The organism is Wandonia sp. (assembly GCF_984588085.1).
Window position 1 is genome coordinate 90,610 of the sequence record NZ_CFIGVI010000004.1, and the last position, 24,503, is coordinate 115,112.

Sequence of the window (24,503 nt, forward strand, 5' to 3'; positions counted from 1 at the left end):
CTATCTGAGAATTTCTTTGCGTTCACTATCCAGTTTAAGAAGTATGAAGACCATTATTGAAAAGGAGAGTAATGATGATCCTCCATAACTGAAGAAAGGCAGTGGGATTCCTATCACAGGAACCAGCCCTATATTCATCCCGATATTAATCGAAAAGTGGAAGAAAAAGATCATAGCAACACTATAGGCATAAATCCGGTTATATACCGATCGCTGCCTTTCTGCTATCAGGATCGTTTTAACAAGGAATGTCATAAAAATAGCCACAATTGTGATACTCCCCAAAAAGCCCCATTCTTCGGATAATGTACAAAATATAAAATCGGTTTCCTGTTCGGGTACGTGATTAGAACGGGGAGATGCCAGCGTTGCTTCTTTATACCCTTTTCCCGAAAAGCCTCCCGATCCAACTGCCGACATCGCCCGGAAACGGTTATAGTCTTTTCCGTGTGGATCTTCTTTCAGTCCTAACACCAGCTCAATCCGGTCTTTCTGGTGTTCTTTCAATTTATCAAACGCAAAGTCTACAAAAAACACCAACGCACTAAGAAGTACTGCACTCACAATACCAAGAGCCAATAATTTTGACCGCTCTCTTTTCGCTATAAAACGCTGTACAAATAATACAAACAGCACCGTCAGAACAGCAAATATGAATAGTATAATATATACCCCTTTCAAAGGAATGTAAGTAAACGGAATCATCACCTCATTCTCATTAATCAGGAGTGTGGTGACGGAAAGGAAAATCACAACGAATAAAATCGGGATGAAGTTACTCCCGATAATCGTTTTTTTGATTCGAACTCCCGGGAACTGGTTAATAATGAAAACAATCAACGGATCATAGGTAATCCCTTCGCGGTAAAGAACGAACAAAAATGAGGTAAAAACAACTAATGTCCCTGCATCGGGTTGCATGGCAATAAACACCATGGGCAGTAACATAATCAGATTCGCAATCAGAACAGACTTCTTATCCTGTAATTTGATATTTACTTTACTGACGTAGGCACTCAGAGCCAACGCTGTACTGATTTTAGCAAATTCGGATGGTTGAATACCAAACCCTCCTACTCCGAACCAACTTCTGGCTCCGTTAATAGGCGTGGTAAACAGTACCATAATCAACATGGCAAGTACAACCCCATATATGATCCCGGTTGATTTACGGATAAAGTTTGAGTCCAACAGAAAAATAATGAAACCCAAAAAGAGAGAAATACCAAAAAACATGGTTTGTTTACCATAATTCTGAGTAATATCCAGTAAAAAAGGAGCGTCTTCATTATACGAGGCGGAATATATATTTCCGATTCCCAGAACAACCATGATCAGATATAATCCGAACAAGGTCCAATCCATTTCCTTAGTCAATGAATAATTTCTGGTCATTGTTTCTTTTTTGGTAATAAGTCTGCTTCCAAAATTCGTTTCTCTTTTGCCTCATCCGTTATGGCTCCCTTCAGATACTTTTCGATCATCAAGCTCGCGATCGGAGCTGACCATGTCCCCCCGAAACCTGCATTTTCCGTAAATACAGCTATGGCAATTTTCGGGTTATTCATCGGGGCAAAGGCAATGAAAACCGAGTGATCTTCTCCATGTGGATTTTGTGCTGTTCCTGTTTTTCCACAAACAGTGACTCCTTCAATTCGGGCTCGCCTCGCCGTACCTCCGGCTTCTTCCACTACTTTGCGCATTCCTTCTACTACAGGAGCATAATGTACCGAATCCACCATCGTATAGTGCTTCTTTCTAAAAGCTTCCAACGGACCTCCCTCACCAATGGAGCGAACAAAGTGAGGTGTATAATACCATCCCCGGTTGGCCATAATGACTGCAAGATTTGCCATCTGCAAAGGTGTGAGTTTCACCTCTCCCTGACCGATTGAATTACTGCGTATGGTAGAAAAAGCCCACCTGTGTTCTCCGTACCATTTGTTATAGAAATCAACTCCAGGAATCAATCCTGCTCGAACTCCGGGAATATCTGTTTCCAACTTCTGACCTAACCCGAAACTGTGCAGATATTCCTCCCATACTTTTAGTCCGATCTCAGCATCTTTAAAAATGCTCTTCGATTTTCCCTGCTCTATGATTCGCTTGGTAGCATAATAAAAATAGGGATTACAGGAAAACTGAACCGCCTGTTCTACGTTCTGTGCCGTCGGATGGTTGTGACACCCCACCAGACTTTTCGTACAGGGGAAAGACGAATTTTCTGTTATTACGCCTTCCTGCATTCCGATCAGTGCCTGCGTCAGTTTAAAAATCGAACCGGGAGGGTACTCTGCCTGCAAAGGTCTTGGATACAACGGTTTTAGTTCATCCGTGATTAATTTTGGATAGTTTGCCGCGATATTTCGCTTTCCTACCAATAAATTCGGATCATAAGAAGGAGAAGAAACCAATGCCAGAATTTCCCCGGTTTCGGGTTCAATAGCCACAATACAACCCAGTTTGTTGGTCATTAACTTTTCGCCGTATGCCTGCAGGTCGATATCGACACCCAAAATAAGATTGTCTCCCTGCACAGCCATCGTATCCAGCCTTCCACCTTCATACGATTGGGTTGCATTATTCTGAGCATCTTGCAAAAGATATTTTACCCCCTTTTTTCCCCTCAGTTCTTTTTCGTAATACCTCTCGATACCTGCTTTACCAATCTGATCTCCTCTTCTGTAAAAATCATCCTTCTCTATTTCGTTCTCGTTGACTTCAGCCAGATAACCGACTATGTTGGCTCCATTCGCAAACGGATAAGCTCTCATGGATGTCGGGCTCTCGAAGAACCCCGGGAATTTATACAACTCAGGAGCTATTCGGGCAATTTCTTCTTTAGTGAGATCCCTGACAAATGCGTAAACCCTGTTTCTGCGATAGTTTGATTTTCCCTTGTACGTTCCCTCCTGTTTGACTATTTCCTGAAAACGCCAACGGATAAAGGTATCCTCAACTTCCAGTAGTTTTGCCAAAGCATTTGTATCGAGGTGAGTAATGTTCTTTTCAATAAAGTTCAGATTGTAATACGGTCGGTTGGCAATGATCTTTTTACCATTTCTGTCGTATACCACTCCGCGAGGAGGTGTAACTTCTCTACGTTTTTCTGAAATCTGTTCTGCGTTATGCTTCCAGGTATCATCAACCACCTGCATATAGAACAGTTTGAAAGAATAAATAATCCCGACTCCCAGAAAAAGAGCCAGAATAATATATTTTCTTCCTTCAAAATTCATAATTCCTTTTGCTTATTGAAAAAGATTATCTGGATCATTGTAATCATCAATAACGAAGCGAAAGTACTTAACAGTGCCTTTTGTAAGATAAAAAATATTTCGGAGAACTTAAAGATCTCAAAAGTAAAAAACCACAAGTGGTGAAGCAGTAGTCCAACAGCATAAATTGTAAAAAACCAGTTTCTTCCCATATCTCTCAAGAGAGGTCTTTTGAGAGTATCATACCCTTCTCTGGGTTCAAGAAAGCTGAACAATTTTGGTCGGAGATAGGCTAAAAATACGGCAGAAGAAGCGTGCAGTCCAAAGCTATTCGTATACCAGTCGATTGTAATTCCGGTCAAAAACCCCAGAATCATTAAGGTTGCAGGACGCATATCAAAAGGCAATGCCAACACAAACATGGGATAGATCATAATGTGAACCCCTAAACCAATCTCCAACTGATTAAAAACCAGAATCTGACTGAGAATCAGGGTGAGAAATAAAACACTATGGAAGACAAAATTATTCTTCATCTATTCCCTTGATATTTGGAGATTATCAAATTCTTCTTTTAGTAAATTCTTGATGACATAGGCATCACTGATGCTTCTGAAATCGACTGCAAGTTTTACGTGAATTTCCCACAGGGGATCTCCTTCCACGGTGTTAATTTCCGAGACATGCCCGACAACAATACCTCTTGGAAATATTCCTCCTGTTCCTCTGGTTTTTACAACGTCTCCCACACGGACTTCAATATCATTAGCAATTCCTGTAATATAGACTTCCGAAGATGATTTTCCGTCCCATTTTAATAGCCCGAAGGCACCGCTTGATAAAAAGACATCAAGATTAACGTTATCACTAAGGATTGTTTTAACCAGTGAAAAGTGTTCTGACGTTTTAAAGATATATCCAACAGCTCCTTCTCCGTTAAACACTCCCATACCCTCTTCCACTCCCTGAAATGCACCTGTATTTATCGTAAGAAAATTGTTTCTTTTATCATACGTGGAATTCAATACAGTAGCCGGAAGGTATTCAAATTGCTGACGATATAATGTATCGTTGATCTTCACCATTCCCGACTGAAGCGGAATAAAACTTACCGGTAATTGCCTTCTTAATTCAATATTTTCTTCCTGAAGTTTGAGGTTTGCCTTATCCAGATTGAAGTGTTTGGTCACCGAATGGCGGATTTCCATTATTTTTCCGGAAACGTCGCCTGCCGTACTCATAAAACGCGCTCTGGGATAACTCTGATATGAGAAATGGATAGCCAACGCAATGGATTGTAACACTGCGAACACCAAGAAAATTTGGAACTTCTTTAAAAAGGCTATCAAATTACGCATAGCAAAATACGAAAAAAAACCGCCTTCTGGCGGTAATTACATAGTGTTAATCTCTGATAAGGAACTGGAATTTATCGATGTTCTTCAGAGCAATGCTGGTTCCTCTCGCCACAGCTCTTAACGGATCTTCCGCAATGTGCACCGGGAGTTTCGTCTTCATTGAAATACGCTTATCCAGTCCACGTAGCATAGACCCCCCTCCGGCAAGATAAATCCCTGTTTTGTATATATCCGCTGACAACTCCGGTGGCGTCATCTCCAAAGCACTTAAAATTGCTTCTTCAATTTTTGAAATTGATTTGTCGAGCGCATGAGCAATCTCTGTGTACGACACAACAATTTCCTTGGGAATACCCGTCATTAAATCACGTCCTCTAACTGCATAATCTCCGGGAGGGTTATCCAACTCGGGAAGAGCCGCTCCAACCTCGATTTTAATTTGCTCGGCAGTTCGCTCTCCAACCAGAATATTATGCTGTCTTCTCATATAATCTTCGATATCGCTGGTAAAGTCATCACCCGCAACCCGAATCGATTTGTCACACACAATTCCACCAAGTGCAATCACCGCGATCTCTGAAGTTCCCCCTCCGATGTCAATAATCATGTTACCCATGGGCTCTTCAACATCAATACCGATCCCGATAGCTGCTGCCATCGGTTCATGGATAAGGTATACTTCTTTTGCTCCTGCATGTTCTGATGAGTCCCGTACAGCACGTTTTTCCACCTCTGTGATCCCTGATGGGATACAGATTACCATCCGCAATGTAGGATTGAACATACGGGCACCCGGCTTTATCATCTTTATCATACCGCGTATCATCTGTTCAGCACTCTGGAAATCTGCTATTACTCCATCCTTCAGGGGGCGTATCGTTTCAATTAATTTATGCGTCTTACCATGCATCTGTTGTGCCTTCTTTCCTATCGCAACAATTTTACCGGTCTGAATGTCTTTGGCAACAATTGAAGGCTCGTCAACGACCACTTTATCATTCATGATAATCAACGTGTTCGCTGTACCCAAGTCAACTGCAATTTCCTGTACTAAAAAATCAAATAATCCCATTTGCGGTTATAATAATAGCTTGTAGTTCAACATTATCAATTTTAATCAATTAATTTCACAAACACGCCCTTTTTCTTAATATTTTCGATGAACTGGCTTTTTTAGTGCTTGAAATGACGATTTCCGGTAAAGACCATAGCAATCCCGTTTTCGTTGCAATAATTAATCGACAATTCATCCTTGATAGACCCACCTGGCTGAACAACAGCATTGATTCCTTCGTTCCCTGCAATTTCCACACAATCCGGGAAGGGGAAGAAAGCATCTGAAGCCATTACAGCATCCTGTAAATCAAATTTAAATGACTTCGCTTTGTGAATGGCCTGTACCAACGCATCAACACGCGATGTCTGTCCTGTCCCACTGGCAAGCAACTGCTTGTTTTTTGCTAAAACGATAGTGTTTGACTTGGTGTGCTTCACTAGTTTGTTGGCAAATTCCAAATCTTCCATCTGGGAAGCAGTTGGTACACTTGTTGTTTTCGATTCGAAATCTTCTTTCTTATCTGAAATAAAATCTTTATCCTGCTCCAACACTCCATTCAGAATGGTTCTGAATTGACGAGCCGGTAACTCAACCGGTTTCTGACGCAAGATGATTCTGTTCTTTTTACTTTTTAAAACCTCCAGAGCGGCTTCTTCAAAGTCCGGAGCAATAACAACCTCGCAAAATAACTCGTTGATATCTCCTGCTGTTTCCGCATCAATTTTAGTGTTCGCAATCAGGATTCCACCAAAAGCAGAAACAGGATCTCCTGCAAGCGCATCCTTATACGCTTCTCTTATCGAAGAGCGAGTTGCTAATCCACAAGCATTGTTGTGTTTCAAAATGGCAAATGTTGGTCCGTCATTTTGAAACTCTTCCATCAGGTTTACCGCCGCATCAACATCTAACAGGTTATTGTATGACAATTCTTTACCGTGAAGTTTGTCAAAGATGGCATCCATATCCCCATGGAAAATTCCCTTTTGGTGTGGATTCTCTCCATAGCGCAACACCTGAGAATCCTGAATACTTTGTTTAAACAGCTCCTTTTCTCCCTGATTAAAATATCGGAAAATATGTGTGTCGTAATGAGAGGAAACGTTAAATGCGTCTCTTGCAAAAGATTTTCGTTGTTCCAATGTTGTTTCTCCGTCCTGCTTTTCAAGGATTTCAACAAACTCACTATACTGATCAACAGAAGGGATAATTACCACATCCTTGTAGTTCTTGGCAGCAGCTCGAATAAGAGAAATTCCTCCTATGTCAATTTTTTCAATAATTGCCGCATGATCTGCTCCGGAAGCAACTGTTTTCTCAAAAGGATACAAGTCAACGATCACCAGGTCAATTTCCGGGATTTCGTACTCAGCAATTTGTTGCTGATCCTCAGCCAAATCACGGCGATTCAAAATTCCTCCAAACACCTTTGGGTGCAATGTTTTTACTCTCCCCCCCAGAATAGAAGGATACGAAGTAAGATCTTCAACAGGAACTACATTCACCCCCAGGTCTTCTATAAACGCCTGAGTTCCTCCTGTTGAGTATATTGTAACCTGATTTTTAGCTAATTCCCGGATGATTGGTTCCAATCCAGCTTTGTCAAAAACTGAAATTAAAGCACTTTTGATTTTCTTTGAGTCTGCCATAATGATACTGCCTGCTTTTAAAGAACGCAAAATTAGCACATTCTAACGGTAATTAAAAGCATTGACGAAAAAGAAAATCAGCGAATTTCGTCGCTCCGAAAAAACAAATCTCTACTATAGAAATCCAGTAGGTTTTCAGACCTCTTCCTGAGATGAAAAATAATGCTCTGCCAGTTTCAGATCTTTCTGGGTAGTAATCTTACTATTCTCATCATTTCCCTCTACCGTATGAATAGAATACCCTCTGTTTTCAACGACTGAAGCATCATCTGTAAAAGTCGGGTCATACGGTTGATTGTATGATTCGATAAGGATTTTACGCGTAAATACTTGAGGAGTCTGAACGATATAATATTCGCTTCTGTCCAAACTCATACTACCTTGTTCAGTAACCTTCCGGATAGACTGACTAACCGGAACTACAGGAACTGCCGCATGATGAATTTGTGCACTTTCAAACACTCGTTTAATGGTTTCATCACTTACCATCGGTCGCACGCCGTCATGTATAGCTATCAACTCTCCCGTTGCATGATTAACTGCATTCTTCACCGAATGAAATCTCTCTTCTCCTCCTGTGATAACTCTATGAAGCAATGTAAAATTATATTCTCCGCATAATTTTTGCCAGTACTCCTGCCACTCCTGCGGAAGTGTCAATATAAATTCCAGTCCGGAATCAAATGCATAGAATGCTTCCATCGTGTGCATCAAGACCGGCTTTCCTGCAACCGGCAAAAACTGCTTGGGAACAGTCCCTCCCATTCGTTTTCCGATACCTGCAGCAGTGATGATAACTGAATTATGCATAGTAATTGATTTTCAATGTGAATATACGAAAAAAGCGGCTCGCTAATTGCGAACCGCCTCCTGATCTTATACGCTAATCTTTTACAGAATCAACATTGCGTCTCCGTATGAATAGAAACGATATTTTTCTTTAATTGCTTCCTGATACGCTTCCATCATCAACTCATGTCCACAAAAAGCAGAAATCATCATAAGCAATGTAGAAAGTGGTGTATGGAAGTTAGTAATCAAGCAATCTGCAATGCTAAAATCATAAGGGGGGAAAATAAATTTATTTGTCCAACCATCAAAAGGCTTCAATAATCCTTCTGTGGAGACTGATGTCTCAATAGCACGCATAGAAGTAGTACCTACGGCACATACTTTTCTCTTCGATAATTTTGCTCTATTTACTTTATCAGCACACTGTTGCGATATAACAACCTGCTCGGAATCCATCTTGTGTTTGGTAAGATCTTCCACTTCAACCGTACGAAATGTTCCCAAACCTATATGAAGGGTAACTTCCGCAAAGTCAATCCCTTTAATTTCCAAACGTTTCAGCAGTTCACGTGAAAAATGTAATCCGGCCGTCGGAGCAGCAACCGCCCCTTCAACTTTTGCATAAATCGTCTGATAGCGATCCTCATCTTCGGGAACAACCTCTCGCTTGATATATTTCGGAAGAGGTGTTTCTCCTAACTCCGTAATTTTCTTTTTAAATTCTTCGTAAGGACCGTCAAATAAAAAGCGAAGTGTACGACCACGGGATGTTGTATTATCAATTACCTCAGCAACCAATGATTCATCTTCTCCAAAATACAGCTTGTTTCCAATACGGATCTTTCTTGCCGGATCTACCAACACATCCCACAAAAGACTTTCGCGGTTCAATTCACGAAGCAGAAATACCTCAATCTTCGCTCCCGTTTTTTCCTTGTTTCCGTACATTCTGGCAGGGAAAACACGCGTGTTATTCATTATCATCACATCGCCATCATCAAAATATTCTATGATATCTTTAAACAGACGATGCTCTATCTTTCCTGTGTCGCGGTGCACGACCATCAAGCGTGATTCATCTCTATTATCAGAAGGAAACTCAGCGATAAGCTCTTCTGGCAAATCAAACTTGAATTCGGACAATTTCATTTTCATGCCGCCAAAATTTTTATGTTGTTCAAACTACTACAACCGCAATGGGTAAAAAGTCTGCAAAGGTACAAAAAAAGATGACCTATTTCAAGTATTTGGCGCAGAATCAATCAGCGTGACCCATTCTTCAACGGTTTTCGCCTGTTCTACATCAAAATTTCCTGATTTTGTCCTTCTCAATGCAATCAGTGTACCCAACGAATCAACAGCTTTCCCAAAATCCGACGCAAGGCTTCGTATATAGGTGCCTTTTGAGCATACTACCCGAAAATCAATTTCCGGGAAACGCGTACTATCAATTTCAAACTCGGTAATTTCGATGTGACTCTTCTTTACTTCAACCTCTTTACCAGCCCTTGCCAGATCGTACGCACGTTTTCCATCTATTTTTTTTGCAGAGAAAATCGGTGGCTTTTGTAACTGTTCACCTAAAAAACTTTTTCGCGCTTCTTCTAAAAGCTCTTTAGTAATGTGTTCAACAGGTGCTTCGTTATCATACTGGGTTTCCAGATCAAATGAAGGAGTTGATTTCCCCAAAAGAATGGTTCCTGTATACTCCTTTTTATCCGCCATTAGTTCCTCAATTCGCTTCGTGTTCTTCCCTGTACAGATCAGTAACAAACCGGAAGCGAGCGGATCCAATGTCCCTGCATGACCAACTTTTATTTTCTTGACTCCCAGTTTTTTTCGGATATGCCAACGTAGTTTATTTACAACATCAAAAGAGGTCCAGTGCAACTCTTTATCAACTAACAAAAACTCTCCTGTCTGGAAATCAAACGTGCGTTCCAATGAATTCAAAATTATGCGGTAACTATATTAATGTAAGAACAATGCTAATCAGTCCGGCAGCAAAACAATAGTAACTGAAATACTTTAATTGGCTTTTCTTTACCAATGAAATCATCCAGGTACAAGCTATTACCCCAACGATAAATGCGGCAATAAAACCAGCTGTCAGTGGCAGCATAGCCCCAACCCCTTCACTAAAGGCTCCGTCAAGGACATCCTTAGCCATTTTGCCTAAGATTAAAGGAACAACCATTAAAAAAGAAAATCGTGCAGCACGTGACTTATCTACCCCCAACAAAACAGAAGTGGCAATTGTCGCCCCGGAGCGCGATATCCCCGGCAAAATAGCTATTGCTTGAGCAATTCCAATTATGATGGACGAACCAAACGACACCTGCTTGTCCGTCACGCTTGCTCTGTCTGCCAAAAACAACAACAGCCCGGTAACTCCCAACATCGCGCCCACCAAAAGAATCTGTCCGTTAAACAACTGCTCAATCTCATCATTGAATAATACCCCTACTACTGCAGCAGGAATCATCGACAAAAGGATTTTTACAGAAAAGAAAAATTCTTCATTCAGCCGGAACTGAAATAAGCCCCGGATAATTTCGAGTATATCTTTACGGAAAACGACAATAGTACTCAGGGCCGTTGCACCGTGCACCACAACCGTAAATTGCATACTTTCTGAAGGCATCGCTTCAGAGCCAAACAAGGCTTTTCCTATTTCAAGATGTCCGGAACTACTTACCGGAAGAAATTCGGTTAATCCCTGGATTATACCAAGAATTATAGCTTCTATAAGTGACATGTATTGTTACTGTTTCTTATGGCTGGATTTCATAATAGCATACAGTATAATGATATACCCGGCAACCACTAATATCGGCGCAAGAGTTATACGAAGCGGACTGAACAGTTCATCTTCATTAAACTGTGAGAAATCTTCCGAAGCTCCTCCAATCATCAAAACAAAACCTATAATATTAACAGCCAGACCAATAATCAGCCAGATGTAGTTTTGTTTCGTAAATGCAAACTCTATTGTTGGTTTATTACTCATATCTCTGTTCTTTTACCCTGAATGAAAGCACTAATTTAGTACAAATCGTCGAGTTTCATTCGCAAATATTTGTTAAGAGCAATAATCGTTGAAAAAACACTGATCAGAATTCCCATCACCACAATCGCTCCGAATACTTTCAGTAGAACTACTATATCCAATAAATCTGAAATATTAAGCAGAAATTCATTAGTCAGCTGAATAATTGCCATCAGCAGACCCATACCTATAATTGCGGCGAAAATTCCCTGAAAGAATGATTGTACGATAAACGGACGTCTTATAAACCCAGCGGTAGCACCAACAAGCTGCATGGTCTTTATGATAAATCTTTTCGAGTATAATGCCAGACGTATGGTATTATTTATCATGGCAAAAGCAATCAAAAGTAGTAAGCCGGCAATTACTAATATTATATAAGCGATCCTGTCAAAACCAATATTTACATCCTGCAGCGATTCTCTGTTAAGATTAAAATCGGTAATCGCCGGGAAGGCTTCGGTCAATTTTACACGCAAAGCCTCCATGGAATCCTCATTTGCATAATCTGCTTTCGGATGAAAACTAATACTAGGAGGAATTGGAATTTCTCCGTCAATAACAGAAAGATCAAACCCTGCTCCAGCTAATGAATCTCCTGTTTGTAGAGTGATTTCTTCAAACTCTTCCCAGGCTCTTTCGGAAGAAACATACTTTACCGATTTCACTTCGGGGTAGTTCTCCATTTCTCTGGCAATTAATTTTATGTCATCCTGTGTTTTTTCAGCTGAAAAAAACAAATCTACCTGAATCTGTTCCTTTACACTTTCTTTCAAACCGGCCAGACCCAGTACAATTGCCAGTACAACACCCAACATCGTCAGAACAAGAGAGATTCCTACTACTGTGGAAACATAACTCGTTTGCAATCCGCGTCTACTGTATTTTTTTCCTACCTGTGACATTAGTACGAAAGTAGGAAATTCGCAGGACTCTTATTTATTTCTTATCCGTTTTTTGATAACACACCATCGTTGAAAATGAAAAATAAATTAAATACCATGGTAAGTACTAAGGGAATTTCTCTATATTTGCGTATCTTAATTCAGAAATAAAATAAATCGCTATGAAAAAAGTATTTTTAAGCATGTTCGTCTTGGCCGCTTTGGCATCCACTTCCTGCTCAGGAGAAGTAGCAAATGAAGAATCAGCTACAGAAGAGAAAGCTGTTGAGAAAACTACGTATACAGTAGACTCAGATGCAACATCGCTAGAATGGACAGGTCATTACCTGATTGGAGAAGATGTAGATCATTCTCACACCGGGACTGTAAAAGTTGCTTCCGGAACCATCGTAATGGAGGGAGATAAATTTGTAGAAGGTTCATTTACTATGGACATGACTACATTGAACGAGCCTAATCCGATGAGTGAGGAAATGGGACAGAAGTTTATTGGTCACATGAACTCTGCTGATTACTTTAATACTTCTGAATTCGGAAAGTCCACATTCACTGTAAAGTCTCTTGACAAAGACGGAATGACAGGTACACTTTCTGTAATTGGAATGGAAATGGATGTTGATGTTCCTGCTACTGTGTCTATCACAGAAAGTGGAATTACTGCAACGGGAGAATTTACACTTGACATTGCATCGTTAAACCTTCCTGGTTTAGCAATTGATCCTGAAAACCCGGATCAGCGTGTTTCTCCAAAAGTAGATTTCAAATTGAATCTTTCTATGAACAAATAATCACGGATAGATGTAGAACAAAAAAGGCGGTTTTTCAACCGCCTTTTTTTATTTACTCTACATAACTTAATTTCAACATATTTGAATTCCCCTGTTCTTCTATCGGCATAGAAGCGATATTGATAACAAGGTCTCCTTCTTCAAGCAAGCCTTCTTTTTTAAGGATATATTTAATGTCTGCTATTGTATGATCGGTACTTACCATCTTATCATAATAGAATCCGCGTACTCCCCAAACCAGGTTAAGCTGCGTCAGAATCTGGCGGTTTCCTGTGAATACAAAAATAGTCGCCTTGGGACGCTGTGAAGAAATTTTATACGCCGTATAGCCGGAAAAGGTCATGGTTATTACACCTTTCGCCTCTACACGTTGCGCCAAACGACAGGCGTTAAAACAAACCGAATCCGAAATAAACCGGTTCTGATTTTTTTCCGGTAATTCTTCCTTATTATAAATTCCTTCAAAGGATTCCATCTCAGTAACAATCTGTGACATGGCTTCAATTACCTTTACCGGAAATTTACCAACAGACGTTTCTCCGGAAAGCATTACTGCATCCGCACCGTCCAGAACAGCATTTGCCACATCATTCACCTCCGCACGGGTAGGTGAAATATTGGTAATCATACTTTCCATCATCTGTGTGGCTACAATAATTGGTTTAGCATGCTGCAGACACTTTCGGATCAGCATTTTCTGAATCAATGGCACCTTTTGCATTGGAATTTCCACGCCGAGATCACCCCGTGCTACCATAAGTCCATCACTGGTACGTACAATTTCGTCAATATCCTCAAGGGCTTCCGGTTTTTCAATTTTCGCAATCACTCTGGCATTACTTCTTCCCACTGAAATAAGGTGTTTCAGCTCAATTATATCTCGCGCAGAACGAACAAAAGAAAGCCCGATCCAATCCACGTTATGGCTTAATGCAAAATCCAGATCCAAACGGTCCTTCTCCGTAAGTGAAGGAAGTGATATTCGCGTATTCGGAAGGTTCACACCTTTGTTCGAGGAAAGAATACCACCGTGTACAACTTTTGTAGTTACATTTTTCTTCCCATCTGATTTCACAACTTCAACAACCAGCTTCCCATCATCCATCAGAATTGTCTCACCCGGTTTTACATCAGTTGGTAGATTTTCATACGAGATACTAACTTTTTCTTTTGTACCAAGACACTTTTCCGTTGTGAATATCAACTCTTCACCCTGAACCAGTTCCACAGCGTTATTTTCAACTTCTCTTACGCGGATTTTAGGCCCTTGTAAATCTGCAAGCACAGCTACATTCAGTCCCATTTCAGCGTTTAACCCGCGAATCGTTTCTATCACTCCCGCATGATCATCATATGAACCGTGAGAGAAGTTAATCCGGCACACATTCACTCCTTTTATTATCATTTCTTTCAGAACTTCTCTGGAAGAAGATGCAGGACCGATGGTTGCCACTATTTTCGTTTTTTTCATACTTTCTTTATTTGTCTTTCCGGTACTACACCGGAAATCACATTATTCAAATATCATTAATTGTTCACAGGACTTTATCGCTTCTGGATCGTAAGAAAAAGCTGTTACAACAGCAGGAACTTTACGTATCCGGGCTAATAAATCCTCCATTTCAAACACAAAATTATCTTTTACGAAGATAAAGAAATCAATTTGCGATAATTCCGACAACAGAAATTTGCCCTGCGCCTTATTCTTAATAAAAAGATAATCTATGCCATTCTCTTCATCACAGAAAGTATAGGTACTATGCTCCGATACAAACACACCTTTTTTTGTATAGTTTGCATAGTACTCTTCTGATTTTCGAAATGCCCAGTTCAGGTGATGATTTAACTCCCATATCACCCGGTAATCCTGATGATGTGAACATACTCCAATGAGCTCATATTCAAAATCACTTTCAATCTGTAACGTATACTTCGCCATTACGAACGAAATTACCCAAATTCTTTGAATAAAACACTAGATTTCGCCCATCAAAACAAGGGTCTCTTTTGCTGCTTCCTGCTCAGCAGCTTTTTTGGAGGTTCCCGTCCCTCTTCCGTAGGCCAGCCGATTGATAATTACTTGAGAAGTATACACCCAATGTGATCCCTCGTTAGATTCTGAAATAATTTCAAATTCAAGCTCCAACTTGTTTTTTTGCGCCCAGATGAACAACTTGCTTTTGAAATCAATCTCTTCTTCCAGCGTTTTTGACAAATCAATGTAGTTGCGAAAAATATACTGCTCAATAATACTCTTGGCTTTCTCAAATCCGGCGTCCAGATAAACAGCTCCGATTAATGCTTCCAGCGCATTTCCCTGCAATGTAGACAAATTAATTGAGCGTCCTTTGTTATACTTCAACACAGTTGCAATTTCCATTGCCTCTCCCAATTCTGCAAGAGTTTTACGACTAACCAGTTTGGATTTTACTTTTGTAAGATATCCCTCATCTTCGTTCGGGAATTTATGGAATAAGAAATTAGCTATTACTGCATCAAGGATTGCATCACCTAAATACTCAAGACGTTCATTACTTGGATCGTTGGAAAGATTGCTATAGGATTTATGCGTTAACGCCTCCTTAAAAAGTTCCAGATTTTTAGGACGGTATCCGAAACGAATGAGGATAAACTTAATTAGCTGTAAATCCTTATCCGATTTTTGATTTTTCTCAAATAGTTTTTTCCAAAACAAGTTTGCTAAGCCTTAAATTTCTTTACAATAACTGATGTATTGTGTCCACCGAAACCGAATGTATTCGAAAGTGCCGCGTTCACGGTTCGCTTTTGAGCGGTGTTAAATGTGAAATTCAAAGCATTATCAATGTCCGGATCATCCGTAAAGTGGTTGATAGTCGGCGGAACAATATCGTGCTTCACGGACATGACACAGGCAATTGCCTCTATAGCCCCCGCAGCACCTAACAAGTGTCCTGTCATTGATTTAGTAGAAGAGATGTTAAGTTGATATGCATGCTCTCCGAAAACCGCTTTGATCGCTTTTGTTTCAGCGACATCTCCCAAAGGCGTAGATGTTCCGTGAACATTAATGTAGTCGATTTCATCCGGATTCATTCCGGCATCTTCCAACGTGGATTTCATCACGTTGATGGCACCTAACCCTTCCGGGTGTGGCGCTGTCATGTGGTACGCATCTGCGGACATCCCTCCTCCGGCAACTTCTGCATAAATTTTTGCTCCGCGGGCTACTGCGTGCTCATATTCTTCAAGAATAATTGCACCGGCTCCCTCTCCCAAAACAAATCCGTCACGATCCTTATCAAAAGGACGTGAAGCTGTTTTTGGGTCATCATTACGCGTCGAAAGTGCTTTCAGGGCATTAAACCCACCAATACCAACATCGTTTACTCCTGCCTCAGATCCACCTGTGATCATAATTTCCGCCTTACCAAGACGAATCAGATTATAGGCATCAATCAACGCATTCGTAGAGGATGCACAAGCTGACACTGTACAGTAATTCGGTCCTCTGAATCCATATTTAATGGAAATGTGACCTGCTGCAATATCAGCAATCATTTTCGGAATAAAGAACGGATTAAAACGAGGAGTTCCATCACCACTGAAATAGTTTTGGCACTCGTCCTGAAACGTCTTTAATCCACCAATACCAGACCCCCAGATTACTCCGGCTCGGTCCACATTGATTTTTTCAAGATTAAAATTTGCATCAGCCATGGCTTCCTCTACGGAAACCATGGCATATTGTGCAAATTGATCTAATTTTCTTGCTTCTTTTCTATCAATGTAGTCCTCTACATTGAAGTCTTTCACCTCACAGGCAAACTGAGTTTTAAACTTGGAAGCGTCAAACTGTTGTATGGGTGCAGCACCACTGACTCCTTGTATTAAGCCATTCCAGTATGCTTCAAGATTATTCCCAATCGGGGTAAGTGCACCTAAACCAGTTACAACAACTCGCTTTAACTCCATAGTCAAAATTTAAAATCAGTCCTGATCAGTTAAAAAGCTGATTACTTCGCGTTTTCTTCAATGTAAGAAATCGCATCACCAACAGTTTGTATTTTCTCTGCTTGATCATCTGGAATAGCGATATTGAATTCTTTTTCGAATTCCATGATCAATTCTACAGTATCCAAAGAATCTGCACCTAGGTCATTTGTGAAGCTCGCCTCATTGTTTACTTCAGACTCTTCAACACCTAACTTGTCTACGATAATAGATACTACTCTTGATTTGATATCAGACATTTCTTTCTATTTAAGGATTAATTCAGGCGCAAAGAAATAATATCTCAACCAAAAAACAAAATTTTCATGCGAATATTGCTTGGGGAAAGTGTTAATATTTCTAGCTTCCCTTCTCTTGTTAATTACAAATCGCCTGAATTTTGCGGTATTTGAATGATTAATTTCTGATGCGCGCATTACAATTCGTCTCATTACCTGTCGGTTGCGCTTTTCCAGACAACCTGTTATTTACCACATAAACAGTTCTTTAATTGCCTTATCCCCCCAGGGACTACCGGCAAACCGTTTGGACAGCTCCTCTATCATTTCGATTTCCGTAAGGCTCTTGTTGGTCTTGAATTTTGGTAAAACCTGTTGAAAATCCGGCTCAAGTTCTTCTACCTTCGTCGCAAAATAAACCACCCCGCCATCTTCTGTTGCCAAGCCTAGTATAGCCCCCGGTAATCCAAGATAAGATTCGGGACCAACGGACGGAAGAATTGCGTCCGTATACCAAAGATAAATCCGTATGGAATCATTCTGATCAAAACGCACCATTTGGCAATTGTATCCCGCTATTTCTCTTTTCTTGGGAATTACTTTATACGTTCTGTGTTTTAATGTGTCTGCTACCACAACTTCCTCCCCCCATACATTCAGAAGACTGTATCGCTGATCCCGTTGAAGATAAGAAATCACTTTATTCCTGACCGTTGTCCAGTTACTTCGGTCAGTCATATTAATCTCTTCCGGAAGAAAGACACTCATCGTATCATTAAAGTATAAATAAAACATATCGTACTTATACTTCTCGTCACCAATCCACCTTCTCATTTCCTGATCCGGGAACTTTTTATGGAGGTTTGTCTTTCGCTCAAAAGTAATTTTACCAGCGCGTATCTGCCCTTCCGAATACCCTACGGAAAGGAGAAAACACGACAAAAGAACAAAGCCTAATCTATTAAAATTCTTCATCACTATCTACAGCTTTTATTTTGTTCTTAAAGTTATATGTAAGTTTTACCATGAAATACCGGCTGATAATTTGAGTACGGTTGTCCACAATGATGTTCGTTTGAATATTCCTTGATGCCGTAATATTCTGATTCAGTAAATCGTTCGCCCGTAGTTCAAGCACAAGGTTTTCGTCTTTCAGGAAATTCTTTTTCACGGATACATCCCAAATGAAATAGTTCAGATTAAACCCATCAGCCCGCTGGCTCTGAATCACATACCTAGCTTCAGTTGCAAGTGTAATATTCCAGAAAATATCCCAGGCAAAGTTGAAGTTATAATTGTGGGTGAAATACGGTTGGTTTGCTCCTGCATTTAATGTGCTATTCGGGGCGTTGTAATTGATAGATCCTCCAATTTCAAAAAACAAAGAATCTTTATCAAATACAAGATCAAGGCCTCCTCCCACTGAATTGTTTATCGTTCGGTTATCCAACCCGTTAATTTTGTTGTTTATTGAACTTATTCCCGCATTTGCATTTATATTCATCTTAAGTAATTGCTTATACAAAGGAACACCTGTTCCTGCATACACATTACCAAAGTAATTATTGTCGACATTTATCGACTGACTCACTGTTCTACCATACTGATCATATAATAAAGAGCTGGAGAAAGCATTATTGATATAACTAAAGTACGCCCCCGCCCAGGTATAGAACCCGGTAATTGGCTTGAACAGGTGATAATTTAACCTCATCGTATGTGTATAAGTCGGCTTCAAATCCGGATTACCTACTACTATTCGGTTTGGATTTGTATTATCCTGTAACGGCTGCAGCTGGCTTATTGACGGCAATTGGGCATCTGTATTATAATTAAAATTCAGTCGGCTGTTTTGCTTTATTTTATAGGCATACCGGAATCCGGGTAATAGGTTGTTGACATTTTGTTTAAAGCTGTCTCCCGTAAACAAATTGAAATTATCCATTTGCGTATTCCGCACTCTTGCACCTAAACGGACCAAATGCTTCGGGTTTTCAAAACGTACAAATGCACCTCCGAAATTAATCATCTGTTCATTTTCAAAACTATTCGAAAACAAAGAATCCAACTCATTATACTCCTCTCCGACCAGATTAAACGAAGAACGCGATTGATCGGTTTTAAACTGGTTGAACTGATATTCAAATTCCAGTCGCCAAAACTTAGAAAGAGGTTCATGGTACGAAACCCGAGCCAAATGACCGGCACCCTCAAGATTTCCTGTTTTCTTTTGGTTAAACGACTGAATAGTTGAGTCCATAAATGTTAAACCACTACTTGATTCCAGCACTCCTTCCAATGTGTTTTTTTTGTAGTCAAACTGATACGTCACCTCCAGTTTTCTGAATCGCTTCCTGAACAACCTTGTCAGTTTAGCAATATTGGAAAAAGACATTTCTTCGGAACCTGTTTCGTTCAGAACATTTGTCTCGCTGAACGAATTTCTGTCAGCATCAAAGAACTCGGTTGTACTTTCACTGCGTTGTGTTGTCTTGTTTAATTGAAAACGGGGCTTAATTTCCAGAGTAGTCAACGAGTCAAACTTTTGCTCAAATCCAATATTGGCAATATGCTGTTGTAAACGATTTCTATCCGCCCCGGTATCATCTGTTGAATACGTTGTATCCACAAGGAAATACTGAGTTGTTTTGTTTGTGTTGGCGATAACCTGGTTGTCATTGTAGGTATAATTAGCTGACAACTTTGTTTTTTCTCCGATCTTATCTGAAAAATAAAACCCTCCTTTCAGAGATTGAGGAAGACCATCTCTGGGCGTACTTCCTATAAATGTCCAGTTTCCATCTTCATCTATGATGTTCTGGCGTTCATTATCCAGACCATACTGGTTAATATCCGACCAACTGAAACCTGAATTAGGAGTGTTCGTTGCCTGACCGAAAACAGAAACTTTCAGATCTTTATTAAATACACTTGCCAGTACTTCTCCCTCATAGTATTTCTGGAAATCCGAACCTGCTGCGATACGCCCGAAATATCCTTTCTTTGCTTCGTCTTTCAGTTTCAGGTTCATTATTTGTACTGTCTCTGTACTTCCGCTCTCGGCATTCTCACTTTCTTTCTCGTATACCTCCACCGACTCCACGGCTCGGGCACCAAGATTACGTGTAGCAATAAGAGGGTCTGAACCAAAAAATTCATCGCCATCCACAAGCACTTTTTCGACATTTTTTCCCTGTGACTTTATCTTTCCATCCTTATCTACCTCTACTCCCGGTAGTTTTTTCAATAAATCTTCTACCACTGCATTAGGCTTCACATTAAATGAATCTGCTACATATACGAGCGTATCACCTCTGTAGTAAATAGGATCTTTGCTCGCAAAGATTACAACCTCCCTGATTTCTTTCGTTTTCTCCAACGGGATTATATTAGGAATATGAAATTCGTGGTTGTCCTCACTCCCGAACATATAAAAAGACTGATCCAGGAATTTAGGGTGAGTAATCAGTAACTCGACCGTATCAATATCCATATTATTAAATTCAAACCTTCCCTGAAGATCGGTCCGGGTAAAATCTAATAAAACAGAATCCCTGATCCTGATAATTACCGCAGAAGCATTATATAGAGGTTTATTATTCAAGGTGTCATTGATAACACCGGAAATTTTCATTTTATCCTGCCCAACTGATACAAACGAGATCAATAACGCAATAAATAAAAGAAAGCGTTTCGTAAACAACATGAAAATCTGTTTTTTATGTAGAATACGAAGTTAGAAGAAAGTTACAGGTCTGTTAAAAAAAAAGTATGAGCGGTTCAGAATCGTGATTATCTGATTTTTATTATGTATTGGATTTTCACACCATTCAACAATAAATTATTCCTCCTATCATCTTTTCCGTTTCTTCCCCCTTTCTTTTGTATAAAGTTTGGCCGGATTCTTGTATTTTAGTGGTCAAAATTAAAATAACTATGAAAAGATTAATTGGTTTGGCATTTGCGGCTCTGTTTGTTTTCACAGCAAATGCACAAGAGGGACACCTGAAATATACAATCGACATTCAAGGTGATGATCCTCAGGTAGAAATGATGAAGAGCTTTTTTACTGATGCAACAATGGAAATTTTCTATACGGAAGATTTTTCGAGAGTAGACACGAAAATGGGTAGTATGATGAATACTACTATGATTACGAACCTTAAGAAGGAAGAGACTTTGACCCTTATGTCAGGTATGATGGGGAAAATAGCTACGCGTTCAACTCTTGATGAGCTTAGTGCAGCAGAAGGAGAAGAAGAAGCGGAAGAGGAACTTGATCTGGACATCGAATTGATCGATGAAAACAAAGAGATTGCAGGGTTAAATTGTAAAAAAGCGATCCTTACTACAGAAGAAGGCCAGGAATTAGAAATGTGGTATACAGAAGATATCGAAATCAGCGACAAAAGAGGTTTGAACATGGCAAACCAGAAAGGTATTCCTGGTTTCCCTGTTGAATTCAGTATGCAACAAGGACCTATGATTATGGCTTTCTCTTTGATAGAATACAACAAAAAGATCAAAGGAAAGGATGTGTTTGATATGACAATTCCTGAAGGTTATGTTGAAAAGTCAGCAGAAGAATTACAACAAATGGGACAGGGAAGATAAAACCCGGACTCTAAAAAATAGCAAAAGGAGCGTAGTATTTACGCTCCTTTTCTTTTTACTTTTTTCGGTACTACCTTTATGCAAACTGATCGTATGCTGCCGCAAGGTGTTCACCGATCATTTCTGCCGTGCGCCCCTCTATGTGATGACGCTCAATGAAATGAACCAGCTTTCCGTCTTTAAACAACGCTATAGAAGGAGAGGATGGAGGATAAGGCAAAAAGTATTTTCTCGCCTGCTCAACCGCTTCACGATCTACACCTGCAAACACAGTGTACAGTTTTGCCGGCTTCTTAGCGTTATCCAATGACAGCTTAACTCCCGGACGCATACTTCCTGCTGCACAACCACAAACGGAGTTTACCACCACCATGGCTAACCCCTCTTTGTCAGTCAGTGCTTTATCAACCTCCTCAGACGTCAATAACTCTGTGAAACCATTATCTACAAGATCCCTTTTCATCGGGGCAACTAATTCTGGAGGATACATATCTTTCTATTTTTAAATTCTATACAAAATTAGAAATTATTCTATCGGAAACCTAAGAACAAAACTCACTCCGTCATTGTTTGCAAATTCATACGTTCCGTCTATCTGCTGTGTAAGAGACTCTATCAACATCATTCCAAGACTTTCATTCTCTTCCTGATTCTGCTCTGCCGGCATCCCCTTACCATTGTCCCGCACCATAAGATAAACAGAATTATTACTTCTTCTTACATCCACCTCTATTATCCCTTCTTCCCCTTCTGTAAAAGCATGTTTGATACTGTTCGTAATAACTTCATTAACGATAAGACCTACCGGAATTGCTCTGTCAATATCCAAAAATATTTCATCGAGCCGGGTTCTCAACTGTATATTTTTCTTGACCACCAGGGTTCTGTGAATATCTTTTACCAAGTCATCGACATACTCATGAAATGAAATCCGGCTAAGATCGCCGGATTTGTATAATTTTTCATGCACCATTGCCATTGAAATAACCCGATTGGAACACTCCTGTAAAACCGCATCTACGTTCGTTTCCTTTCCCAGATTTCTACTCAGGTTCAGCATTCCTGAAATTATAGCAAGATTATTCTTTACCCTATGGTGCACTTCAGCAAGCAGAACCTCTTTATCCTTCAATACACTCCCCAATTGACGGAGAGTGTCTTCATTTGTTCTGAGTTGATTTGCTAATTGCTCTTTCCCTACAGCTGTTTTGGAATTATGCTGATACAGTATATATACAGTTACCAGTAAACTCAACGCATAGTTAATGGTTTCCAATGTTACATATTTATTGGAAGGAACTGCCGAACTACCAAAAAAACGATCTGTTGCAAAGATAAAGGCATGAATAAATACACTCAGAATCATATGCGTCCAAAACTCTATCTTATGCCTGGGCAGAGGATTAAGAAAGGAAATCCCGGCTATTATCGGAAAAATAAATGCCTGCGAACCAGTAGAATGACCATATCCCAGATTGAAAACAACGATTGAAAAATTACATACATGAACCAATACGGCAACTGCAACAAGACCGTGTCCTCCCCTGTTTAACAATGGAATCATTGCCAAAAAAGGAAGTGTAAAAAGAACGACCAGTCCATAAGTTCCGTCATTAAGAAACAACCCGTAAATACCAGAAAAAAGAATAGTAATACCAGCAAATAATGTATACAGGTTTATTGTTTTTAATCTCTGGACTTCTTCAAGTCTTTCCACCTTGTTTTCAGACATTTTGCAGTACGTTTATCCTGATGTAGTCGGTTAAATGTAAGCAAAAAATCTAAGTTGGGGCATTCTTAGCATATCAGGAGTTTTTCAGATTTCGTCGTTTTGCAAATCGCACCAAATCCGCATCTTTCAGAAGAGGCTTGTTTTCCGTAACCCTTAAAAAAATCTCACCGGCAAAATAGGGTGCCAAAAGATATCCTTTCGTTCCCAATCCATTGAAGAAGTATAGATCGTCTCTTTCCGGATGAACTCCCAACAATGGTCTCCTGTCATCCGTTGTGGGTCGGACTCCTGCTTCCTGTCCTGTAACAGAAAAAGGAACACCAATAAGTCCTTCTACCTTTTCTTCCAGTTCCTTTCGCGCTTCCGCTGTAATCAGTGTATCCGGTGAATCCCATTCATAGGTAGCCCCCGCTTTAAATGTTCCGTTTTCGAGAGGAAGAACAAAGCACTTTCTATTCAATACTTCCGACCGATTCGTCACCAGTGGAATCTCCAAATCAAGAATCTGTCCTTTTGTTGAATTTACAGGGAGATAGCTGAAAAATGGATTCTTACGAGACCGGTATCCCTCACAAAAAATAATCTTATCAAACCGGATTCCATTTAGCAGACACCCTTCATCTGTAACACAATCGTAATCGAACGTATCTTCGATTAACACTCCCTTTTCTTTAAAAAATGAACGATTTGTATCAATAAACACTTTGGTTTCCACATAATGAACCCGATGCACCATTTCATTCCCAAAAGGAGCATTCAGATAGGTTGGTGGTGGTGTTGCAGAGCCCGGAGAGTCTATATATCCGTTAAACTCTTCTAAAGCAGATTTTTGTTTCCACCAATCCTTCTCCTGCTCACTTGAGAAAGCTCTTCTGATTTCTCTTTCGAATAAAAAACGAACACCCAGTAACTCCTCTAACTCCCGATATTGTCGAACAGCTTCAGGCAAACATTGATCCACCATCCAGCTCTTCGTTACTCTACGGAAAACAATCGGATTCATAATTCCGGCTGCCACCCTTGAGCTTTCATTCACTCCCGGATCAATAATTTTAAATGCTTTTCCTGTCTTTAAAAACTGGTGAGCCAACATTGTTCCGGCCAATCCCTGACCCACAATAAGATACTGCATA

Annotated in this window: 24 protein-coding genes; 2 read left to right on the top strand and 22 right to left on the bottom strand. The window is 40.1% G+C overall.

The genetic code is table 11. The features are described from left to right. The 12 genes from rodA to AC4PL9_RS03020 all read right to left on the bottom strand — a co-directional run bounded on the left by rodA (position 1) and on the right by AC4PL9_RS03020 (position 12,025). Positions 1-1,395, bottom strand: coding sequence for a rod shape-determining protein RodA (rodA, locus tag AC4PL9_RS02965; RefSeq protein ID WP_491603295.1), 1,395 nt, complete (start codon positions 1,393-1,395; stop codon positions 1-3). After that, positions 1,392-3,239, bottom strand: coding sequence for a penicillin-binding transpeptidase domain-containing protein (locus AC4PL9_RS02970; protein WP_491603296.1), 1,848 nt, complete (start codon positions 3,237-3,239; stop codon positions 1,392-1,394). Before AC4PL9_RS02970 ends, rodA begins: the two co-directional genes overlap by 4 nt. Further along, a complete protein-coding gene (locus tag AC4PL9_RS02975) occupies positions 3,236-3,754 on the bottom strand; it encodes a hypothetical protein (RefSeq protein ID WP_491603297.1) in 519 nt (172 codons plus the stop codon). Before AC4PL9_RS02975 ends, AC4PL9_RS02970 begins: the two co-directional genes overlap by 4 nt. Further along, positions 3,755-4,531: a rod shape-determining protein MreC gene (mreC, locus tag AC4PL9_RS02980; protein WP_343784561.1), complete on the bottom strand. Its 777-nt coding sequence runs from the start codon at positions 4,529-4,531 to the stop codon at positions 3,755-3,757. Between the two features lie 91 nt (positions 4,532-4,622). After that, positions 4,623-5,648 (bottom strand): rod shape-determining protein, encoded by a 1,026-nt coding sequence (locus tag AC4PL9_RS02985; RefSeq protein WP_343784560.1) that lies wholly within the window; start codon positions 5,646-5,648, stop codon positions 4,623-4,625. Between the two features lie 101 nt (positions 5,649-5,749). Beyond that, a complete protein-coding gene (gene purH / locus AC4PL9_RS02990) occupies positions 5,750-7,279 on the bottom strand; it encodes a bifunctional phosphoribosylaminoimidazolecarboxamide formyltransferase/IMP cyclohydrolase (protein ID WP_491603298.1) in 1,530 nt (509 codons plus the stop codon). A gap of 135 nt (positions 7,280-7,414) precedes the next feature. Further along, positions 7,415-8,089: a 2-C-methyl-D-erythritol 4-phosphate cytidylyltransferase gene (locus AC4PL9_RS02995; RefSeq protein WP_491603299.1), complete on the bottom strand. Its 675-nt coding sequence runs from the start codon at positions 8,087-8,089 to the stop codon at positions 7,415-7,417. An 81-nt stretch (positions 8,090-8,170) separates the two neighbouring features. Beyond that, complete coding sequence (gene queA / locus AC4PL9_RS03000; RefSeq protein WP_491603334.1) at positions 8,171-9,220, bottom strand: tRNA preQ1(34) S-adenosylmethionine ribosyltransferase-isomerase QueA; 1,050 nt, start codon at positions 9,218-9,220, stop codon at positions 8,171-8,173. Positions 9,221-9,310: 90 nt separating this feature from the next. After that, positions 9,311-10,024: a tRNA pseudouridine(55) synthase TruB gene (gene truB / locus AC4PL9_RS03005; protein WP_491603300.1), complete on the bottom strand. Its 714-nt coding sequence runs from the start codon at positions 10,022-10,024 to the stop codon at positions 9,311-9,313. A gap of 13 nt (positions 10,025-10,037) precedes the next feature. Next, complete coding sequence (locus AC4PL9_RS03010; RefSeq protein ID WP_491603301.1) at positions 10,038-10,829, bottom strand: undecaprenyl-diphosphate phosphatase; 792 nt, start codon at positions 10,827-10,829, stop codon at positions 10,038-10,040. A gap of 6 nt (positions 10,830-10,835) precedes the next feature. After that, positions 10,836-11,081, bottom strand: a complete 246-nt coding sequence (locus AC4PL9_RS03015) for a DUF3098 domain-containing protein (RefSeq protein WP_491603302.1) — start codon at positions 11,079-11,081, stop codon at positions 10,836-10,838. Between the two features lie 35 nt (positions 11,082-11,116). Then, complete coding sequence (locus AC4PL9_RS03020; protein WP_491603303.1) at positions 11,117-12,025, bottom strand: cell division protein FtsX; 909 nt, start codon at positions 12,023-12,025, stop codon at positions 11,117-11,119. Positions 12,026-12,186: 161 nt separating this feature from the next. Here AC4PL9_RS03020 and AC4PL9_RS03025 point away from each other — a divergent pair, with 161 nt between their 5' ends. Beyond that, a complete protein-coding gene (locus AC4PL9_RS03025) occupies positions 12,187-12,813 on the top strand; it encodes a YceI family protein (RefSeq protein WP_491603304.1) in 627 nt (208 codons plus the stop codon). A 52-nt stretch (positions 12,814-12,865) separates the two neighbouring features. Here AC4PL9_RS03025 and pyk read toward each other — a convergent pair whose 3' ends face one another. The 7 genes from pyk to AC4PL9_RS03060 form a co-directional block, all read right to left on the bottom strand. After that, positions 12,866-14,284 (bottom strand): pyruvate kinase, encoded by a 1,419-nt coding sequence (gene pyk, locus AC4PL9_RS03030; protein WP_491603305.1) that lies wholly within the window; start codon positions 14,282-14,284, stop codon positions 12,866-12,868. A gap of 42 nt (positions 14,285-14,326) precedes the next feature. Continuing rightward, positions 14,327-14,752, bottom strand: a complete 426-nt coding sequence (locus AC4PL9_RS03035) for an IPExxxVDY family protein (RefSeq protein ID WP_491603306.1) — start codon at positions 14,750-14,752, stop codon at positions 14,327-14,329. Positions 14,753-14,788: 36 nt separating this feature from the next. Further along, positions 14,789-15,508 (bottom strand): ribonuclease III, encoded by a 720-nt coding sequence (gene rnc, locus AC4PL9_RS03040; protein WP_491603307.1) that lies wholly within the window; start codon positions 15,506-15,508, stop codon positions 14,789-14,791. A gap of 5 nt (positions 15,509-15,513) precedes the next feature. Continuing rightward, positions 15,514-16,767: a beta-ketoacyl-ACP synthase II gene (fabF, locus tag AC4PL9_RS03045; RefSeq protein WP_491603308.1), complete on the bottom strand. Its 1,254-nt coding sequence runs from the start codon at positions 16,765-16,767 to the stop codon at positions 15,514-15,516. 41 nt (positions 16,768-16,808) lie between these two features. Continuing rightward, a complete protein-coding gene (locus AC4PL9_RS03050) occupies positions 16,809-17,045 on the bottom strand; it encodes an acyl carrier protein (protein ID WP_343784537.1) in 237 nt (78 codons plus the stop codon). A gap of 228 nt (positions 17,046-17,273) precedes the next feature. Beyond that, positions 17,274-17,999, bottom strand: a complete 726-nt coding sequence (locus AC4PL9_RS03055; protein WP_491603309.1) for a GLPGLI family protein — start codon at positions 17,997-17,999, stop codon at positions 17,274-17,276. After that, entirely contained in the window at positions 17,986-20,730 is a 2,745-nt protein-coding gene (locus AC4PL9_RS03060) for an outer membrane beta-barrel family protein (protein WP_491603310.1), read from the bottom strand. Before AC4PL9_RS03060 ends, AC4PL9_RS03055 begins: the two co-directional genes overlap by 14 nt. A gap of 230 nt (positions 20,731-20,960) precedes the next feature. Between AC4PL9_RS03060 and AC4PL9_RS03065 the strand changes: the two genes are divergently transcribed. After that, on the top strand, positions 20,961-21,638 hold the full coding sequence (locus AC4PL9_RS03065; RefSeq protein ID WP_491603311.1) for a hypothetical protein: 678 nt from the start codon (positions 20,961-20,963) through the stop codon (positions 21,636-21,638). Between the two features lie 76 nt (positions 21,639-21,714). Here AC4PL9_RS03065 and AC4PL9_RS03070 read toward each other — a convergent pair whose 3' ends face one another. The 3 genes from AC4PL9_RS03070 to AC4PL9_RS03080 all read right to left on the bottom strand — a co-directional run bounded on the left by AC4PL9_RS03070 (position 21,715) and on the right by AC4PL9_RS03080 (position 24,502). Continuing rightward, on the bottom strand, positions 21,715-22,128 hold the full coding sequence (locus tag AC4PL9_RS03070) for a BrxA/BrxB family bacilliredoxin (RefSeq protein ID WP_491603312.1): 414 nt from the start codon (positions 22,126-22,128) through the stop codon (positions 21,715-21,717). Positions 22,129-22,164: 36 nt separating this feature from the next. Next, complete coding sequence (locus tag AC4PL9_RS03075) at positions 22,165-23,370, bottom strand: sensor histidine kinase (RefSeq protein WP_491603313.1); 1,206 nt, start codon at positions 23,368-23,370, stop codon at positions 22,165-22,167. A gap of 73 nt (positions 23,371-23,443) precedes the next feature. Continuing rightward, the gene (locus tag AC4PL9_RS03080) at positions 23,444-24,502 is read right to left on the bottom strand and encodes an NAD(P)/FAD-dependent oxidoreductase (RefSeq protein WP_491603314.1); all 1,059 of its coding nucleotides are present in this window, start codon (positions 24,500-24,502) and stop codon (positions 23,444-23,446) included. Position 24,503 lies beyond the last annotated feature (1 nt).

Bases quoted from the DNA above. Each gene is read 5' to 3' on its own strand.
- rodA (WP_491603295.1), bottom strand. From the start codon at position 1,395: ATGACCAGAAATTATTCATTGACTAAGGAAATGGATTGGACCTTGTTC.
- AC4PL9_RS02970 (WP_491603296.1), bottom strand. From the start codon at position 3,239: ATGAATTTTGAAGGAAGAAAATATATTATTCTGGCTCTTTTTCTGGGA.
- AC4PL9_RS02975 (WP_491603297.1), bottom strand. From the start codon at position 3,754: ATGAAGAATAATTTTGTCTTCCATAGTGTTTTATTTCTCACCCTGATT.
- AC4PL9_RS02985 (WP_343784560.1), bottom strand. From the start codon at position 5,648: ATGGGATTATTTGATTTTTTAGTACAGGAAATTGCAGTTGACTTGGGT.
- purH (WP_491603298.1), bottom strand. From the start codon at position 7,279: ATGGCAGACTCAAAGAAAATCAAAAGTGCTTTAATTTCAGTTTTTGAC.
- AC4PL9_RS02995 (WP_491603299.1), bottom strand. From the start codon at position 8,089: ATGCATAATTCAGTTATCATCACTGCTGCAGGTATCGGAAAACGAATG.
- queA (WP_491603334.1), bottom strand. From the start codon at position 9,220: ATGAAATTGTCCGAATTCAAGTTTGATTTGCCAGAAGAGCTTATCGCT.
- AC4PL9_RS03010 (WP_491603301.1), bottom strand. From the start codon at position 10,829: ATGTCACTTATAGAAGCTATAATTCTTGGTATAATCCAGGGATTAACC.
- AC4PL9_RS03015 (WP_491603302.1), bottom strand. From the start codon at position 11,081: ATGAGTAATAAACCAACAATAGAGTTTGCATTTACGAAACAAAACTAC.
- AC4PL9_RS03020 (WP_491603303.1), bottom strand. From the start codon at position 12,025: ATGTCACAGGTAGGAAAAAAATACAGTAGACGCGGATTGCAAACGAGT.
- AC4PL9_RS03025 (WP_491603304.1), top strand. From the start codon at position 12,187: ATGAAAAAAGTATTTTTAAGCATGTTCGTCTTGGCCGCTTTGGCATCC.
- pyk (WP_491603305.1), bottom strand. From the start codon at position 14,284: ATGAAAAAAACGAAAATAGTGGCAACCATCGGTCCTGCATCTTCTTCC.
- AC4PL9_RS03035 (WP_491603306.1), bottom strand. From the start codon at position 14,752: ATGGCGAAGTATACGTTACAGATTGAAAGTGATTTTGAATATGAGCTC.
- fabF (WP_491603308.1), bottom strand. From the start codon at position 16,767: ATGGAGTTAAAGCGAGTTGTTGTAACTGGTTTAGGTGCACTTACCCCG.
- AC4PL9_RS03050 (WP_343784537.1), bottom strand. From the start codon at position 17,045: ATGTCTGATATCAAATCAAGAGTAGTATCTATTATCGTAGACAAGTTA.
- AC4PL9_RS03055 (WP_491603309.1), bottom strand. From the start codon at position 17,999: ATGAAGAATTTTAATAGATTAGGCTTTGTTCTTTTGTCGTGTTTTCTC.
- AC4PL9_RS03060 (WP_491603310.1), bottom strand. From the start codon at position 20,730: ATGTTGTTTACGAAACGCTTTCTTTTATTTATTGCGTTATTGATCTCG.
- AC4PL9_RS03065 (WP_491603311.1), top strand. From the start codon at position 20,961: ATGAAAAGATTAATTGGTTTGGCATTTGCGGCTCTGTTTGTTTTCACA.
- AC4PL9_RS03070 (WP_491603312.1), bottom strand. From the start codon at position 22,128: ATGTATCCTCCAGAATTAGTTGCCCCGATGAAAAGGGATCTTGTAGAT.
- AC4PL9_RS03075 (WP_491603313.1), bottom strand. From the start codon at position 23,370: ATGTCTGAAAACAAGGTGGAAAGACTTGAAGAAGTCCAGAGATTAAAA.
- AC4PL9_RS03080 (WP_491603314.1), bottom strand. From the start codon at position 24,502: ATGCAGTATCTTATTGTGGGTCAGGGATTGGCCGGAACAATGTTGGCT.